Annotated in this window: 12 protein-coding genes and 1 pseudogene; 6 read left to right on the forward strand and 7 right to left on the reverse strand. The window is 63.1% G+C overall.

Translation table 11 applies throughout. The features are described 5' to 3' along the window. Positions 1-47 precede the first annotated feature (47 nt). Positions 48-1224 (reverse strand): annotated as a pseudogene (locus PSH84_RS22510) (Gfo/Idh/MocA family protein). Positions 1225-1391: 167 nt separating this feature from the next. Between PSH84_RS22510 and PSH84_RS22515 the strand changes: the two are divergent. The 4 genes from PSH84_RS22515 (at position 1392) to PSH84_RS22530 (ending at position 6071) form a co-directional block, all read left to right on the forward strand. Then, the gene (locus PSH84_RS22515; RefSeq protein ID WP_305467598.1) at positions 1392-2396 is read left to right on the forward strand and encodes a LacI family DNA-binding transcriptional regulator; all 1005 of its coding nucleotides are present in this window, start codon (positions 1392-1394) and stop codon (positions 2394-2396) included. Between the two features lie 227 nt (positions 2397-2623). Further along, positions 2624-3574 (forward strand): TAXI family TRAP transporter solute-binding subunit, encoded by a 951-nt coding sequence (locus tag PSH84_RS22520; RefSeq protein WP_305467600.1) that lies wholly within the window; start codon positions 2624-2626, stop codon positions 3572-3574. Between the two features lie 80 nt (positions 3575-3654). Further along, positions 3655-5682 (forward strand): TRAP transporter permease, encoded by a 2028-nt coding sequence (locus PSH84_RS22525; protein ID WP_305481821.1) that lies wholly within the window; start codon positions 3655-3657, stop codon positions 5680-5682. Then, positions 5679-6071: a DUF1850 domain-containing protein gene (locus tag PSH84_RS22530; RefSeq protein WP_305481822.1), complete on the forward strand. Its 393-nt coding sequence runs from the start codon at positions 5679-5681 to the stop codon at positions 6069-6071. Before PSH84_RS22525 ends, PSH84_RS22530 begins: the two co-directional genes overlap by 4 nt. Positions 6072-6241: 170 nt before the next feature. Here PSH84_RS22530 and PSH84_RS22535 read toward each other — a convergent pair whose 3' ends face one another. Beyond that, positions 6242-7333, reverse strand: a complete 1092-nt coding sequence (locus tag PSH84_RS22535; RefSeq protein ID WP_305481823.1) for an SMP-30/gluconolactonase/LRE family protein — start codon at positions 7331-7333, stop codon at positions 6242-6244. A gap of 96 nt (positions 7334-7429) precedes the next feature. After that, positions 7430-8554 carry a sensor histidine kinase gene (locus PSH84_RS22540; RefSeq protein ID WP_305481824.1) on the reverse strand — a complete coding sequence of 375 codons (1125 nt, stop codon included), beginning with the start codon at positions 8552-8554 and terminating at the stop codon, positions 7430-7432. Positions 8555-9423: 869 nt separating this feature from the next. Between PSH84_RS22540 and PSH84_RS22545 the strand changes: the two genes are divergently transcribed. Further along, a complete protein-coding gene (locus tag PSH84_RS22545) occupies positions 9424-10389 on the forward strand; it encodes an EamA family transporter (RefSeq protein ID WP_122568534.1) in 966 nt (321 codons plus the stop codon). Between the two features lie 331 nt (positions 10390-10720). After that, complete coding sequence (locus PSH84_RS22550) at positions 10721-11581, forward strand: CAP domain-containing protein (protein ID WP_305481825.1); 861 nt, start codon at positions 10721-10723, stop codon at positions 11579-11581. A gap of 154 nt (positions 11582-11735) precedes the next feature. Here the strand turns inward: PSH84_RS22550 and PSH84_RS22555 are convergent, their stop codons facing one another. The 4 genes from PSH84_RS22555 to ggt form a co-directional block, all read right to left on the reverse strand. Continuing rightward, positions 11736-12368, reverse strand: a complete 633-nt coding sequence (locus PSH84_RS22555) for a Vgb family protein (RefSeq protein WP_122568532.1) — start codon at positions 12366-12368, stop codon at positions 11736-11738. 34 nt (positions 12369-12402) lie between these two features. Further along, positions 12403-13623: a helix-turn-helix domain-containing protein gene (locus PSH84_RS22560; protein WP_305481826.1), complete on the reverse strand. Its 1221-nt coding sequence runs from the start codon at positions 13621-13623 to the stop codon at positions 12403-12405. A gap of 157 nt (positions 13624-13780) precedes the next feature. Further along, on the reverse strand, positions 13781-14314 hold the full coding sequence (locus PSH84_RS22565) for a cysteine hydrolase family protein (RefSeq protein WP_122568530.1): 534 nt from the start codon (positions 14312-14314) through the stop codon (positions 13781-13783). A gap of 40 nt (positions 14315-14354) precedes the next feature. Further along, complete coding sequence (ggt, locus tag PSH84_RS22570; protein ID WP_305481827.1) at positions 14355-16082, reverse strand: gamma-glutamyltransferase; 1728 nt, start codon at positions 16080-16082, stop codon at positions 14355-14357. Positions 16083-16217: the final 135 nt, after the last annotated feature.

A 16217-nucleotide genomic window follows, 5' to 3' on the forward strand; every position in this document is an offset into this window, starting at 1 on the left:
GAAAATGCCCGGGCCGCGCAGGCCGCTCGGTGTTTTATTGGAGGTATTCACAACAAGGATGCTCCGGTTTGCACGGCGGTCCATTTCGCGTCGCCACGGTGGTTGAGGATGGCGGCCTCGATGAACGCCATGCCCCGCAAGCCGGTTTCGATGCCGGGTACGCCTGGGGCGTCAGGGCCTTCGATATGGCTGCGAATGGCCTGGGCGAAATCGCCGTAGAGGTTGGCCATGGCTTCCAGATAACCTTCGGGATGCCCGGCCGGCAGGCGCATGCGCCGCGTGGCCGCCTCGCACAGCCACGGCTGGCCGACACCGCTACGCAGGATGTGCAGGGGTTGATCGAAGGCGCGATGGATCAGGCTCGCCGGTTTCTTCCTGGCGCCACTCCAAGGCACCCTTGTCGCCGTAGACGCGAATCTTCAGCGGGTTCTCTTCGCCGGTGCAGACCTGGCTTGCGATCAACACACCGCTGGCGCCACCCGCCATCTTGAACAGCATCGCCGCATCGTCATCCAATTGCCGGCCCGGGACGTGGGTGCCCAATGTGGCGCAGAGCTGCTGGATCGGTTGGTCCGCGACGAACTCGGCCAGGGAAAACGCATGGGTGCCAATGTCGCCAATGCAACCGCCCAACCCGGACTGCCCCGGGTCGTCGCGCCATTCGGCCTGTTTATTGCCTTGGGCCGCGACATCCTGGCTGAGCCAGCCTTGGGGGTACTCGACCAGCACTTTGCGCACCTGACCGATCACGCCCGAACGCACCATGTCCCGGGCCTGCCACACCATGGGATAGCCCAGGTAGGTGTGAGCCAGGCCGTAGAGGCAACGGCTGCCTTGCAGCACCTCCCGCAAGGCCAGCAACTCGTTGAGGTCCAGTGCGGCGGGTTTCTCGCTGAACACATGGAAACCGGCTTTCAAGGCCTGGCTGGCGATGGGTGCATGAAGATGATTGGGGGTGACGATCACCAGCAGTTCCATGCGCTGGTCGAGCGGCAGCAGCGCTTCGGTGTCGAGCATCTGCTGCCAGTCGTGGTAGCAACGGAACGCTGGCAGGCCCAGGGCCGCGCCGGTCTGCCGATTGTTGTGGGCGTCGCGGCTGAACGCACCGCACACCAGTTCGAAACCGCCGTCCAGGCCCGCGGCCTGACGGTGGGCCTGGCCGATGAACGCGCCCTCTCCACCGCCGACGAAGCCCATTCTTATTTTCGGTGCTACAGGATTCATCGCGATTCTCTTCCTGTCAGAATGATGATGTAACCGGTTACATCATGGCGGAAATCTAGGCTCAGTTTTCCCGCGTGTCAAACCCAAAGGGTTCACCGCGCAATATTTGTGAGGCGCTCAACCTGCGGTAAGCTCCCCCACCGTAACCCCTGTCCCCTGAGGTGATTTTGTCCAACATTCGTGAAGTGGCCCGGCTGGCGGGTGTTTCGGTGGCCACGGTGTCCAGAACGCTGAAATCGCCCGAGCGGGTGCTTCCCGAGACGCGGGACAAGGTCAACGCGGCAGTGGAACAGGCCGGCTATCGGCCCAACCTGATGGCGGTGCAGTTTCGCTCCCGCCGCACTGGCAACCTGGTGATCCTGGTGCCGGCCATTGCCAACACGTTTTTCGCCCGGGTCATCAGTGGCGCGCAGCAGGCCGCGCAGGCAGCAGGTTATCGATTGCTGCTGTGCGACACCCAGGGCCGGGCGCAGATCGAGCGGGAATTCGCCGCCCTGGTCTACGCCCACCAGGCCGACGGGGTGATCCAGTTGCGCGCCAGCGATCCTTTCGAATCGATGCCCACGGGCGCCGAAAGCCTGCCGCTGGTCAACGCCTGCGAAGTGGTCAAAGGTGCCCCCTACCCGACCATCAGCCTCGACAACCGGGCCGCCGCTCAAGCCATGACCGAGCACCTGATCGGCCTCGGCCACCGCCGCATCGGCATCATCAAGGGGCCGCGCAGCAGCCCCCTGACCCTGGACCGCGTGGCCGGCTACCAGGATGCCCTGCGCCAGGCTGGCATCGCCGTCGACCCCAGCCTGATCTGCCATGGCGACTTCACCTTGAAGGCCGGTGACGACGGCGCCGGCGCGATGCTGGAGTTGGCCGACCGTCCCAGCGCGCTGTTCTGTGAAAACGACGAAATGGCCATCGGCGCGCTCAGGCGCATCAAGCAAATGGGCCTGCGGGTGCCCGAGGATATTTCCCTGGTGGGTTTTGACGACATCCCGTTCGCCGCCTACTGCGACCCACCCCTGACCACCATTTCACAGCCTGCCGAAACGTTTGGTCAAAAAGCGGTGGAGATGCTGATCGCCCTGATCGAGAAGAAGCCGATTGCCGAACGCCATGTAGTGTTGCCGTTTGGGTTGACGGTGCGTGGCAGTACGGCCCCTAGAGCCAGACAGTGAATGGAACCCGGAGCTTGCTCCCGCTGGGGCGCGAAGCGGTCCCGAATGAAGCTGATTGAATCAAACAGACATACCGGGCTGCCTGGTTTCAGGGCTGCTGCGCAGCCCAGCGGGAGCAAGCTCCCTTGCCACAAAAAGCCTTTACGGCCGCTCGACTCGCCATCACCCGCGTTTGAACTACAGTGGAAGGACTCTGCATAAAGCCATAACAAGACGGAGAGTTCCCCATGCGAGTCAACCAGCGCTTCACCCTCCTGGCCGCTGCGGCAGCCTTGGCGGTTACGACTGCGGCCCAAGCAGGCCCGGTGTACATCAACATCCTGACGGGAGGCACCAGCGGCGTTTATTACCCGATCGGGGTCGGGCTTTCACAGATCTACAGCACCGGCATCCAGGACGCCAAGACCTCGGTACAAGCCACCAAGGCCTCGGTGGAAAACCTCAATCTACTGCAAGCCGGGCGTGGGGAGCTGGCCCTGGCCTTGGGCGACTCGGTGGCGGATGCCAAGAACGGCGTGGAAGACGCCGGTTTCAAGGCGCCATTGACCAAGTTGCGCGCCATCGCTGGCGCTTATCCCAATTACATCCAGATCGTCGCCAGCCAGGAGTCCGGCATCAAGACATTAGCCGACCTCAAAGGCAAGACCGTTTCCGTCGGCGCGGCAAAATCCGGCACCGAGCTCAATGCCCGGGCAATCTTCAAGGCTGCGGGGCTGACCTACCAGGACATGAAGGTCCAGTACCTGCCATTCGCCGAGTCGGTGGACCTGATCAAGAACCGCCAACTGGACGCCACGCTTCAATCCTCGGGCCTGGGAATGGCGGCCATTCGTGACCTGGCCTCGACCATGGCGCTGAGCTACGTAGCGGTGCCCACCGATGTGGTGGAGAAAATCGGTAACCCGGCCTACCAGAGCGCAATAATTCCGGCCAATACCTACGACGGCCAGACCGACGCCGTACCCACGGTAGCCATCACCAACATCCTGGTCACCCGCGAAGATGTCCCGGATGAGGTGGCGTACCAGATGACCAAGCTGCTGTTTGAGAACCTCACTCGCCTGGGCACCTCCCATTCAGCGGCCAAGGACATCAGCCTGAAAAACGCCGCGAAAAACCTGCCGATCGCACTCCACCCCGGTGCCGAGCGCTACTACAAGGAAGTGGGCGCGCTGTAACCCCTACCCATCAACGGCGCATGGCGCCGTTGATGGGTCGTGTTTTCGCCCCTTGAATGTGAACAGAAGGCAGGCACCTCATGAGTGAAGACCCGCACGGTATCGCCACGAACCCGCGAGACTGGCCCAAGACATTGTTCTACGTGGCTTTGCTGTTTTCAGTGTTTCAGATCGTCACCGCCGCGTTTTCGCCGGTCTCCAGCATCGTGCTGCGGGCGGTGCATGTCGGCTTCCTGCTGTGGGTGGTATTCCTCAGCTACCCGGCCTATGGCAAGCAGCGTCCCTGGCAACCCTTGGCCTGGGTCTTGAGCCTGGGGGGCGTGGCGACGGCGCTCTATCAATGGGTGTTCGAAGCCGACCTGATCCAGCGCTCCGGCGACCTGACCACCGCCGACATGATCATTGGCGTGGTCCTGATGGTGCTGGTCTTCGAAGCCGCGCGACGGGTGATGGGCATCGCGCTGCCGATCATTTGTGGCGTATTCCTGGCCTATGGCCTGTTGGGCGAATACTTGCCGGGCGACTTGGCCCATCGCGGCTATGGCGTCGATCAAATCATCAACCAACTGTCGTTCGGCACCGAAGGGCTGTACGGCACGCCAACCTACGTGTCGGCCACCTATATCTTCTTGTTCATCCTGTTCGGCGCCTTCCTGGAGAAGGCCGGCATGATCAAGCTCTTCACCGATTTCGCCATGGGCCTGTTCGGTCACAAACTGGGCGGGCCGGCGAAAGTGGCCGTGGTGTCATCGGCACTGATGGGCACCATCACCGGCTCGGGCATCGCCAACGTGGTCACCACCGGGCAATTCACCATCCCGCTGATGAAGCGCTTCGGCTACAAGGCGGCGTTTGCCGGCGGTGTGGAAGCCACGTCCAGCATGGGCAGCCAGATCATGCCGCCGGTCATGGGCGCGGTGGCGTTCATCATGGCCGAAACCATCAATGTGCCGTTCGTTGAAATCGCCAAGGCGGCGCTGATACCGGCGTGCCTGTACTTCGGCTCGGTGTTCTGGATGGTTCACCTGGAGGCCAAGCGCTCCGACCTCAAAGGCCTGCCCAAGGACCAGTGCCCCAGCGCCTGGGGCGCGGTCAAGGAAAGCTGGTACCTGCTGATCCCACTCGGGGTGTTGGTCTATCTGCTGTTTTCCGGACGCACACCGCTGTTTTCCGGCATGGTGGGCCTGGCGCTGACGGCCATCGTGATTCTCGGCTCGGCGATCATTTTCAAGGTCTCGAACTACGCGTTGCGCTGTGCCTTCTGGATCGCCTTGGGGCTACTGTGCGTCGGTTTTTTCCGGCTGGGCATCGGTGTGGTGTTTGCGGTGATCGGCGTATTGGTGGTGGCCTGCTGGTTCATGCAAGGCACACGGGAAACCCTTGTCATCTGCTTGCATGCCTTGGTGGACGGCGCGCGTCACGCCGTTCCGGTGGGGATCGCCTGCGCCCTGGTGGGCAGCATCATCGCGGTGGTCTCGCTGACCGGCGTGGCCTCCACCTTTGCCGGCTACATCCTCGCCATCGGCCGGGACAACCTGTTGCTGTCGCTGATCCTCACCATGCTCACCTGCCTGGTGTTGGGCATGGGTATCCCGACCATTCCCAACTACATCATCACCAGTTCCATCGCCGCGCCGGCCCTGTTGGAACTGGGCGTGCCGCTGATCGTGTCGCACATGTTCGTGTTCTATTTCGGCATCCTCGCTGACCTGACACCACCGGTGGCACTGGCGTGTTTCGCCGCCGCCCCCATTGCCCGGGAAAGTGGTCTGAAAATCAGTTTCTGGGCGGTGCGCATCGCCCTCGCCGGCTTCGTCATTCCGTTCATGACGGTCTATAACCCGGCCCTGATGCTCCAGGGCGACAACCTGTGGATGACGGCGTACATGCTGATCAAGACGTTGTTGGCGGTTGGACTCTGGGGGATGGCATCCACCGGTTACCTGCAACAGAAAATGCCGGTTTGGGAACGCCTGCTGTGCTTTGCCGCCGGCGCATTGCTGGTGGTTGCCCTGCCCCTGACTGATGAGATTGGCTTCGTGCTGGGTGGGCTGCTGATTGTCCAGCACGTCTGGCGCGCGCGACGCAATGGGCGGGCCTTGGCGTGATCGGCTTGTGCCTGGGCCTGTCCGGCGTGGTCTGGGCCCAGCTTGCGGTTGCCGATTTCACGCTGGCGTGGAACCACACCATCGAGAAGGTCCGCTGGGAGGAGGACTATCGCGTGACCGAACAGGGGCTGGTCCTGGGTGAAGCCAGGGTCAAAGGCAATGGCGCGGGCATGGAGATTCCCGACAATGCCCGGCTGGAGAATGGCAGCTGGCACTATCGGCGCCAGGTGCCGCCCCTGCAACCGCTGAAACTGGGCCGCACGCCCCAGGCTGGCGATTATCAATTGTGTTTCGAAGGTGGTTGTCGGCCGATGAGCCATTGGTTGGGGCCGCCGACGGCGGGCGGGCCGACCGTGGAACTGTGGGGTTGTGAATCACCAAAGAGTTGACGCATCTGTGGCGAGGGGATTTATCCCCGCTGGGCTGCGAAGCGGCCCTAAAACCTGACATCTCGGTGTGTCAGGCTCATGAGGTTGACTGAGCTTAGGGCTGCTTCGCAGCCCAGCGGGGATAAATCCCCTCGCCACAATGGTTAACAACCTGAAGATCAGTTATTCACTCAGGCAAACGTCGCCCCTCGGGTATTCACGAACAGTGAATACAACGAGTGGCTGCCGGCCATGAACAACCGATTGCCTTCCCGGCCGCCGAAGCAGACGTTGGGGCAGCGCTCCGGCAGAGAGATGTGCCCGATGGCCTTGCCTTCGGGGTTGAACACCCGCACGCCGTCGAGCTTTTCCAGGTCGGCCTTGGGGTCGCCATTGCCGCCCCAACCGCACCACAGGTTGCCGCTTTCATCGCACTTGATCCCGTCGATCGCCGCGTAATCCAGGCCCTCGATGTGCTTGCGCCGCTCGCCCAGGGTGCCGTCGTCCTTGACGGCGATGGCCCAGATCAAGCGGTTGGGCTTGGCCCGGCCTTCGACCACATAGAGGGTTTTCTCGTCCGGGGAAAAACACAACCCGTTCGGCCCCGCCAGGTCGTCGATCACCCGGCTGACCTTGCCGGTTTCGCCGTCGATGCGGTACACCGCGTGGGGCTGGACCGGTGTGACTTTGTGCCCTTCGTAGTTGTTGCCGGTCTGGAACGGCGGATCGGTGAACCAGACCGAACCGTCCCGCTTGCAGACGATGTCGTTGGGCGAGTTGAAAGGCTTGCCCTCGAAACTGTCCGCCAGCACGGTGAGCGTGCCGTTGTGCTCGGTGCGGGTAATGCGCCGGCCCTCGCTGGCGGTGGTGGAGCCTTCGCACACCAGTAATCGGCCCTGGCGATCGCGGCACATGCCGTTGGAAAAATTGGAGTTCTCGCGGTACACCGACAGGCCGCCGGTGATTTCATCCCAGCGCACGATGCGGTTGTTGGGAATATCACTGACCAGCAAGTAACGCCCATCACCGACCCATACCGGCCCTTCCGGCCAACGCAGGCCGGTGGCGAGCTTCTCCACGCTGGCGTTGAAGAGGCGCAAGTCCATGAAGCTGGGGTCAAGGATATTGATCAGTGGGTCCGGGTAACGCTGGCTCAAGGGCTCGGCCTGGGCGAGCCCGGGCAAGTTACCAAGGGTGGCGGCGGCGGCCGAGACCACCAGGGATTTTTTCAGGAACACCCGGCGGCCCTGATCGGCGGCGGTTGCAGATTGCGAAGCATCCATCGTGCGTCTCCGTTAATTATTATTGGACGGGACGACAGTTTTACTCCGTGATAAGACATCGTACAAGCATATGAAATGGTCCATCCGTACAGTCAATCAGTCCGGGTGCAGCGGTATGCGAACGGTAAAGGTCGTGCCAACTCGCGCCTTCGAATGCACCTCGATGGTGCCCTTATGGGCCAATACGATTGCCGAAGCGATGTGCAGGCCCAGTCCGAGCCCGGCCGTGGAACCGTACTGCGTTTCACGCAGATTTCGGACCATCGGGTTGAAGATGCTGGCAATGGCCTCTTTCTCGATAGGCTTGCCCTGGTTGTTGATCGCAATCACTGCCATATCCTCTTCAGCGCTCAACGAAACGGTAATCGGCGTGCCCTCGGTACCATGCTGGACGGCATTGCCGATCAGGTTGGAGAACACCTGCTCCATGCGTGCCTGGTCAAACAACCCTTCCAAGGGACCGGTGGTTTCAAAGAGGATTCTGTTTTCCGGGTGATAGGCCCGCGCCTCCTCCACCATGCCTTCGCAGGCGGCCACCAGATCGCCGTTGAAGCGCTGCACCGGAATGCCCGAGCCCAGTTGCGTACGGGTGAAATCCAGCAGATCGCCAACGATTTTGTTGGCCCGCTTGACGCTGGTGTAGATGCGCGACGTGATCTTGGTGGCTTTGGCGGGCAGGTCCCCCGCCCGCAGCAGCACCTCGGAACTCAGCAGGATCGCGCCCAAGGGACTGCGCAGATCGTGCCCGAGAATCCCGAGAAAGATGTTGCGCGACGCATCCACCGCCCCCGAGTAGCTGACGACGGACTCGGCCAAGGCCTGGTCCACCGCCTCGTTGAATCGAATCAGATCGTCCATGACCTGCTTGTGATCCAGCTGCGTGTGCGGCATCCAGAGCATGAGCACGCTGGTGCGCAGGGCCCGATATTCGGAAACCATTTGCTCCACGGTAAAACCCGAGGACTGACGGATGACCGCATGGGTTTCGGCGGCGGTTTCGGCATCAGCCGCCGGCGCCTCCCCGTGGGACTTGGCAATCTGCTCCTTGCGCGTTTGCGAGGTGCACAGGTCAGCGGCGATGGTGCGCAGCATCTGCTCGGCGTGGTCGCGCAGGGCCACGGAATCCATGCCAATGGATGCGGGGGTGATGGTTTTGGCGAAGTCTTCCCACGCCTGAAGAATCGGCTCGATATTGTCGAGAATGAAATCAGCCAGGCGCATGAGTGGTTCCGCTGGAAGGGTAAGGCTGTAAACGACACAGGGGTCAGATTGTTGTACAGCAAAGCGCTGGGCAATGTGCGGAATGCTGTTCACTTAAGGTGCTTACCATGGTTTTGATTTTCCGTTTCGAGTGGCGTCGTTTTTAGTTGGATTGGTGTGTATATCCGTTTCTGCGGTAACGGCTGCTTAGGGTTCCGCTCTTACAGCGGGTCACTTTTGAAAAGCGCAAAAGTAACCAAAACGCTTTTGCCCCACCACTTGGTGCCTCGCCTAGGCTCGGCATGCCCTCACTCCGGCATTGCTCCGTGGGCCCGCCGCGAAGGGCCATCCATGGCCCAGCGCGGCTATCCCGGCATCCATGCCGGGATGCCCACTGCGCAATGCCTGCGTTCGGCCAGCGTGGTTAACGGGGCGTCCAGATCAAGATCCAAAGCAAGAGCAAGAGCAAGAGCAAGAGCGGGACACATGCCGACATCGATGTGACTGAGCCACCACCATCGCGAGCAAGCTCGCTCCCACATTGGATCTTCAGCAGACACAAAACTTATGTATACCGCAAAACCTGTGGGAGCGAGCTTGCTCGCGATGAGGCCAGCAAACCCAACATCCATGTGACTGAACCACCGCCATCGCGAGCAAGCTCGCTCCCACAGGGGACACGCGGTCTCATCAAGAACCAGATCGGCTATAAGGCCGCCTCGTGTAGATATTGCGAGGTGACGGCACCGCTGCAACACAGCGTACAGGCCTGCAGACCTTATCCCTTGCAACCCATGAGGCAGAAACCTTAAAGTTGTACGACAACCTATAACTATAAAATAGCTGATCCGAGGCCTTTTGCCTTGGCGGCCGCCTTCGAGACACCTGCCATGACCCGTTCCACTGCCACACCGGATACCCCCACCCCGTTACCCCGCCACCTCGCGGTGCTCGTCCTGCTGTGCATGGGCTGTGCCTTCGCAGGTAACCATGTCGCCGCCCGGGCCGCCTTCGACGACGGTGCCGGGGTGCTGCTGGCGATCCTGCTGCGTTCGGGCGGGACGCTGCTGGTGTTGGCGGCGATGGTGCTCTGGCAGCGACAGAGCCTGCGCTTGCCGCCCGGCGCGTGGCGTTGGCAATTGACCCTGGGGCTGTTGATCGGCGCCCAGAGCCTGTGCCTGTACTCCGCCGTGGCGAGAGTGCCGGTGGCGTTGGCGCTGTTGGTCGGCAACGTGTTTCCGATCCTGCTGGCCCTGCTGACCTGGGCGCTAGGCGGGCCGCGCCCGACGGCTCGCACCGCCGCGTTGATGGGCATGATCCTGGTGGGGCTGGTGTTCGTGCTGGAAGTGCCGACACGCTTATCGTCCGGGCAGGACGTCGGCCCGCAGTGGCTGCTCGGGGTGGGCCTGGCGTTCTGCGCCGCCTGCGTGTTCGCCTGCGCGCTGTGGATCACCGATCACAAGTTGTCCCAAGTGCGCGGTTCGGTACGCAGCCTGTTGACGATTTTCATCGTATTCAGCAGCGTCAACCTCGCCGGCCTGACCGGTGCCCTGCCCGGCGGTTTCGACCTGCCGGCCAGCAGCACCGGGTGGATCGCCCTGGCGACCTTGGTGGTGCTCTATGGCACCGGGTTCATCGTGCTGTTCATTTCCGTGCCCCGCCTGGACATGCCGCGCAACGCCCCGGTGATGAATATCGAACCGCTGGCGACGCTGCTGATCGGCTGGCTGGTACTGGACCAGATGCTCAACCCGGGCCAGGTGATGGGCGGTGCGATTGTGGTGACGGGCATCGTGCTGCTGACCTATCGCAAGGTTGAGCGGGTCAAGGCGTCTGTGGCTGAAACGGCGAACTGAACTGACTGAACGCCTTTGTGGCGAGGGAGCTTGCTCCCGCTCGAGCGCGAAGCGGTCGCAAATCCTTGGGCCTGCTCCGCAGGCACAGCGGGAGCAAGCTCCCTCGCCACAAGGGTGTGTTCAGTCCGTGCCCCAGCGTCCGCCCTGTCATGGTTCCCAGATAGCCCCGTGCGCAGTTGAGGATTAAGTCTTCACCGTCCTGAAACTTGTTCCCAACCCCACAGTCCTACCCCAGCCGTGAAAACCTCGCCAACCTGCAGCCACGGGTTTTCCAGCTGATCGGCGCCAAGCCTGGCGCTAAAGCAACTCCCCCTCTTGAGCCGCTCGTCCCATGCGCCACCCTGTTCGCTCTTGCCGTTTCGTTTCGCTGTGCCTGCTGACCCTGCTTCCCCTATTCACCAGCCCCGCCCATGCCCGTGGCGAAGGGCAGTTGGTGGAGGCTATCAACGACTTCCGTAGTGAGTCCCGCCGCTGTGAATGGCGCACGGTGCGGGCCACGCCGCCGCTGGTGCTGCGTTCGAGCCTGGGTTTGCCGATCGGCTTTCGCGGTGGCCTGCGGGAAACCTTGCACGACGCCGGCTATCAAGCCCGGGCCGTGCGCAGCATCCGCCTGACCGATGCGCGGGATGCCGAAGAGGCCTTCGAGATGCTGGCCGACCAGCATTGCGCGGCGCTGCTGGACAACCAATACGCCGACATCGGCGTCAATCGAGTCGGTGATGAATGGCGCGTGGTGCTGGCGCAGCCCATGGGCGGCACGCGGATGAGCGACGTGAGCTCGGCGGACAAGACGCTGCTGGCCCAGGTCAATGCCGCCAGGGCCAAGCCCCGGATGTGCGGACGCCAGCGCTTTGCGGCAACTCGGCCGGTGAGCTGGAACGCCGCGTTGGGCACCGCTGCCCAAGCCCACAGTCGGTCGATGGCACGGGACAATTATTTTGCCCATCGCGACCCGAACGGGCGTTCCACCTCCGATCGCGCCAAGAGCGCCGGCTTTCGCGGACGTAAATTGGGCGAAAACATCGCCGCCGGCCAACGCTCACCGAGCCAGGCCCTGCACGATTGGCTCGCCAGCCCCGGGCACTGCGCCAACCTGATGAACCCGATGTTCACCCAGATGGGCGCAGCGTCCGCCAGCGATTCACGCAGCGATGCGGGGGTGTACTGGACGATGGTGCTTGGCGCGCCATGAAAAACCATTCCCGCTGTTGAGCCATCGGCTGTTGTGGCGAGGGAGCTTGCTCCCGCTGGCTTGCGAAGCAGGCCCAAGGCATTTGCGACCGCTTCGCGCTCGAGCGGGAGCAAGCTCCCTCGCCACAGGGGGGCTATGACAAATCTGCCAGCATTCACGCCGGCCGACGCACCGCCCTCACCTTGCCACTGCCACCGCCGCCACAGAAAAACCGATCGGCCCCGTCGGACTCCAGTCCCGACACACCGATCCCTGGCGGCATCGTCACGCTTTCCAGCACTTGCGCCGTTTGCGGATCGATGCGCCGCAGGTCACTCTCGTCGTTTTCCCAGGTGCCATGCCAAAGCTCGCCATCGACCCAGGTCACGCCCGTGACGAAGCGGTTGGACTCGATAGTGCGCAGAATTCTGCCGTCGGCGGGATCGATCTGCAGGATCTTGCGCGCTTTGTACTGACCGACCCAGAGCGACCCTTCGGCCCACGCCAGGCCGGAATCGTCCCCGCTGTTGGGGGCCGGGATCGTCGCCAAGACCTGGCCGGTGCGGGGGTCGATCTTGCGGATGCTGTCACCGGCGATCTGGAACAGATGTTCGCCATCGAACGCCGTGCCCGCATTCGCCGGGACATCGAGGGAATGCACGGTCTGGCCGCTGGCGGGATCGAGCGCGTGCAGTTTGTCGCCCGACGCGAACCAGACGCGCTCGCCGTCATGGCTCACGCCGTGCACGCAATCAACGCCCGGAAACGGGCCGTATTCACGCAGGATTTGTGCCTCTGAACGTTTCATCTCACTCGCCTCATCGGTGGGGGTTGAGTGCATCCTAGCCATCGGATGGCAGTGCAGTGAGTAACAATACCGTCGCGAATCCAGGCATCGGTGGCGCCATCCAGCGCCGGGCCCTGGCGCGCCCGAACGACTGCGTCTTGCCGGCGGCGGCCAGGGTTTCCAAGGCCCGCTGCACGCTACGCTGGCTGATGTCCAGGGCCAACGCCAGGGCCGAACTGGACCAGGCTTCGCCGTCGGCCAGCAACGCCAACACCGCCCCGTAGGGTTCCTCGACGGGGCGCGTGAGCACCACGACCTCATCGGCCTGCCGCGGCACCAGGGTAAAACCGCGCGGGGTAGCCTTCACCTCCGCCAACGGGCGAAGCATCGCTCGCAACCGGCCCATCTCGACCCGCAGCCGGGCGCGATGGGACTCATCCGTCAGCTTCAAGCCAAAGGCCTGGGCCATGAGCGCTGCCCTCGACACATCGTCGGGCCAAGCTTGCGCCAGCCCACATATCAGGGCGAACAACACCGGGCGCCGGGACAGGTTGAGCTGAATGCCAGCGCCACTGACCCCATAGCGGCATGCGTCCACCACCAGCGCCGTCCCGGCCAACAGCGCTTGTACCTCTTCCAGCACGAGCAAACGCTCTTCGCCTCGGGCGATCAGACGCGCGACGGGCGTGTGCAGCAGTTGCCAGGCGCTGTCAATTTCGGCGCTCAGCGCGCCGATTCCCGCTTGCCGTGCGGCGTGCCCGGCCCGTTCGAGGGCGGCGTGGGCGGTCTGTGTTTGCAACCGCCGCATGGCGATTCCCGCGGCCACTAACTCGCAAGCCGCCCGTGATGCCAAGGGCAGGCAGGCAATATCCAGCTCGACGAGTTTGAGCTCGGCCTCGTCAAGTCGACCGATCAACAACAGCCGGCGGATTTCGATCGTGCGGGCATGCGCGACGTTGGCTCGATCGCCGTGGGTTTCGAGCACCGCCCGCGCGGCGTCGAGGCGTTTCATCGGCCAAGTCAGGTCGCGGGACGCCAGGGCAATCTCGCCTTCGGCGATTACACAGCGCGCCCGTGCCACGGCCTCCTTGGGCCCGAAGGCCGCGCTCGCCCGACGCATCAGGGCCCGGGCCTTGGCCAGATCGCCCAACTGCGCCATGGCGATGCCGCGAAGCGCGAGGGCCGGGGCATCGTTGCGCAAGGCCACGCGATTGAGCGCGGCCACGGGATCGCCCGCTGCCAATGCTTGCGCTGCCGTGGTGATCTCGTCATTCATGAACGATAACCTTTGTGGCGAGGGAGCTTGCTCCCGCTGGACTGCGAAGCAGGCCCAAGGCATTTGCGACCGCTTCGCGCTCGAGCGGGAGCAAGCTCCCTCGCCACAGGCTTGCCCCAGCCCAAACCTGCGCCGCACTCAGGCTGTGGGTAATCGGTTACAGGCGGATCTCAGCAGCCGGCATAACATCAATCCGCGACACCGCACTGCTCAGCCGCCCCAGCCGGTTGTTGTGGTTGGCGATGATCTGCTCGGCCGCCATGCTGCCATTGTCCACGGTGGAGTGGGCGTCGGCCGCCAGGACCACGTCGTACCCCAGGGCATGGGCCTGGCGCACGGTGGCGTTGACGCAACAGTCGGTTTGCAGCCCGCAGATCACCAGGCGGTCAATGCCTCGTGCCTGCAGCAAGGGTTGCAGGTCTGTCTGGTAGAAGGCATCGGGCGTGGTCTTGCGCACCCGCAGGTCATCCACCGCAGTCGACAGGCCGTCGGCCAGTTGCCAGCCGACAGCGCCATGGGTCAGCGCCCCTTCCAGCTCTTCATGCTGGATCAGGATCACCGTCCGGCCGAGCGCCCTGGCCCTGGCACCGAGGTCACTGATGGTCCGGATGATGCGCTGGCTGTCGAAGCACTCCTCTTCGCCGCTGCACAGCGCGTTCTGGACATCGATGATCAGCAATGCGGTGTTCATGACCTTCCCTCTTCAAACCGTGTTGGAGCCGCGCACTCCCTCAATAACCCAGCGACAACCCGGTGTTGCGACGGGGGTCGTTGGCGCCATAGAAGCGGTTCTTGCCCACGGGCTTGCCGCCCAATGACGGCGCTCCAACCAGAATCGCGGCAATGTGGTTGGGATCCTGCGGGCCGGCAAACTTGTGCCCCCAGCTCTCCAGCAGCTTCTGGGTATCAGGGCTGGCCGCGAACGTCTCCAGGTTGGTCTCCTCCGGCATCCACTGTTGATGGAAACGCGGCGCATCGACTGCTTCCTGGAGGCTCATGCCGTAGTCGATCACGTTGAGGATGGTCAGCAACGTCGCGGTGATGATCCGGCTGCCGCCCGGGGTGCCCACCACCATGACTGTCTTGCCGTCCTTGGTGACGATGGTCGGGCTCATGGACGACAGCGGCGCCTTCCCTGGCGCGATGGCGTTGGCCTCGCCCTGCACCAGGCCATACATGTTGGGCACGCCGACCTTGGCGGTGAAGTCGTCCATTTCATCGTTGAGGATCACCCCGGTCTTGCTGGCCATGACGCCGGCACCAAACCAGTCGTTCAGGGTGTAGGTAACCGAAACGGCGTTGCCCCACTTGTCGACGATGGAGTAATGGGTGGTGTTGCTGCCCTCGTGGGGCGCCACGCCGGGCTTGATCTTCTGCGAGTCGCCGGCCTTCTGCGGTTCGATCGCGGCCCGCAGCTTGGCGGCATAGTTTTTATCCAGCAGGTGGTCGATGGGGTTCTTCACGAAGTCCGGATCACCCAGGTAGCTGTTGCGGTCCACGTAGGCGTGGCGCATGGCTTCGATCTGATAGTGCATGCCCTGGGCCGAGTGGAACCCCAACTCCTTCATCGGATAGCCGTCGAGGATGTTCATGATCTGGCACAGCACCACCCCGCCGGAACTGGGCGGCGGTGCCGAGATGATGTGGTAGCCGCGGTAGTCGCACTCCACCGGGGCCAGCTCGCGGGTCTTGTACTTGTCCAGGTCGGCCTGGGTGATGATGCCTTTGTTGGCCTGGCTGGAGGTGACCAGGGCATCGGCGACCCAGCCCTTGTAGAAGCCGTCGGCGCCCTTGGCGGAGATTTCCCGCAGGGTCTTGGCGAGGTCTTTTTGCACCAGCTTCTGGCCGACCTGCATGGGCTCGCCGTTGCTCAGGAAGATCGCCCCGGAGTCGCGCATGTCCTTCTTGAACACATCGGTGGCGGTTTCCAGCAGATCGACATCGCCCTGTTCCAGGGTGAAGCCTTCCTCGGCGAACTTGATGGCCGGGGCGATCAGTTCCGCCCGGGGTTTACTGCCGTACTTGCTCAACGCCAGTTCCATGCCGGACACGGTGCCGGGCACGCCTACCGCCAGGTGGCCGCGGGTACTGAGCTCGGGCACGACGTTGCCGTCCTTGTCCAGGTACATGTTGGCGGTAGCGGCCAGAGGGGCTTTTTCGCGGAAATCCAGGAACGTCTTGCGACCATCGGCCAGTTGCAGGGTCATGAAACCACCCCCACCCAGGTTGCCCGCCGCCGGATACACCACGGCCAGGGCATAGCCCACCGCCACCGCCGCATCCACGGCATTGCCGCCGTTCTTGAGCACGTCGACCCCGACATGGGTCGCCAGGTGCTGGGCGGTGACCACCATGCCGTTCTCGGCGGCCACCGGCGCTTGGGAAGCGGCGTACGTCGATAAGCAACCGAGGGTCAATGACGTAGCGATGAGCGTTCGAGCTAAGGATTCGAACTTCATGAGTCGGTCTCTTCTTGTTTTTAGGGATAGGGATCGCTTCAAAAGCATTAGGCAGTATGGCCCGATTTGCGTAATGCGCCTGTTCGCTCGTCGACCGGATGACGTCACGACAACCTTTGGGATAGGCTCCTGCGG

The organism is Pseudomonas beijingensis, assembly GCF_030687295.1.
In the GTDB taxonomy this organism is placed as follows: Bacteria; Pseudomonadota; Gammaproteobacteria; order Pseudomonadales; family Pseudomonadaceae; genus Aquipseudomonas; species Aquipseudomonas beijingensis.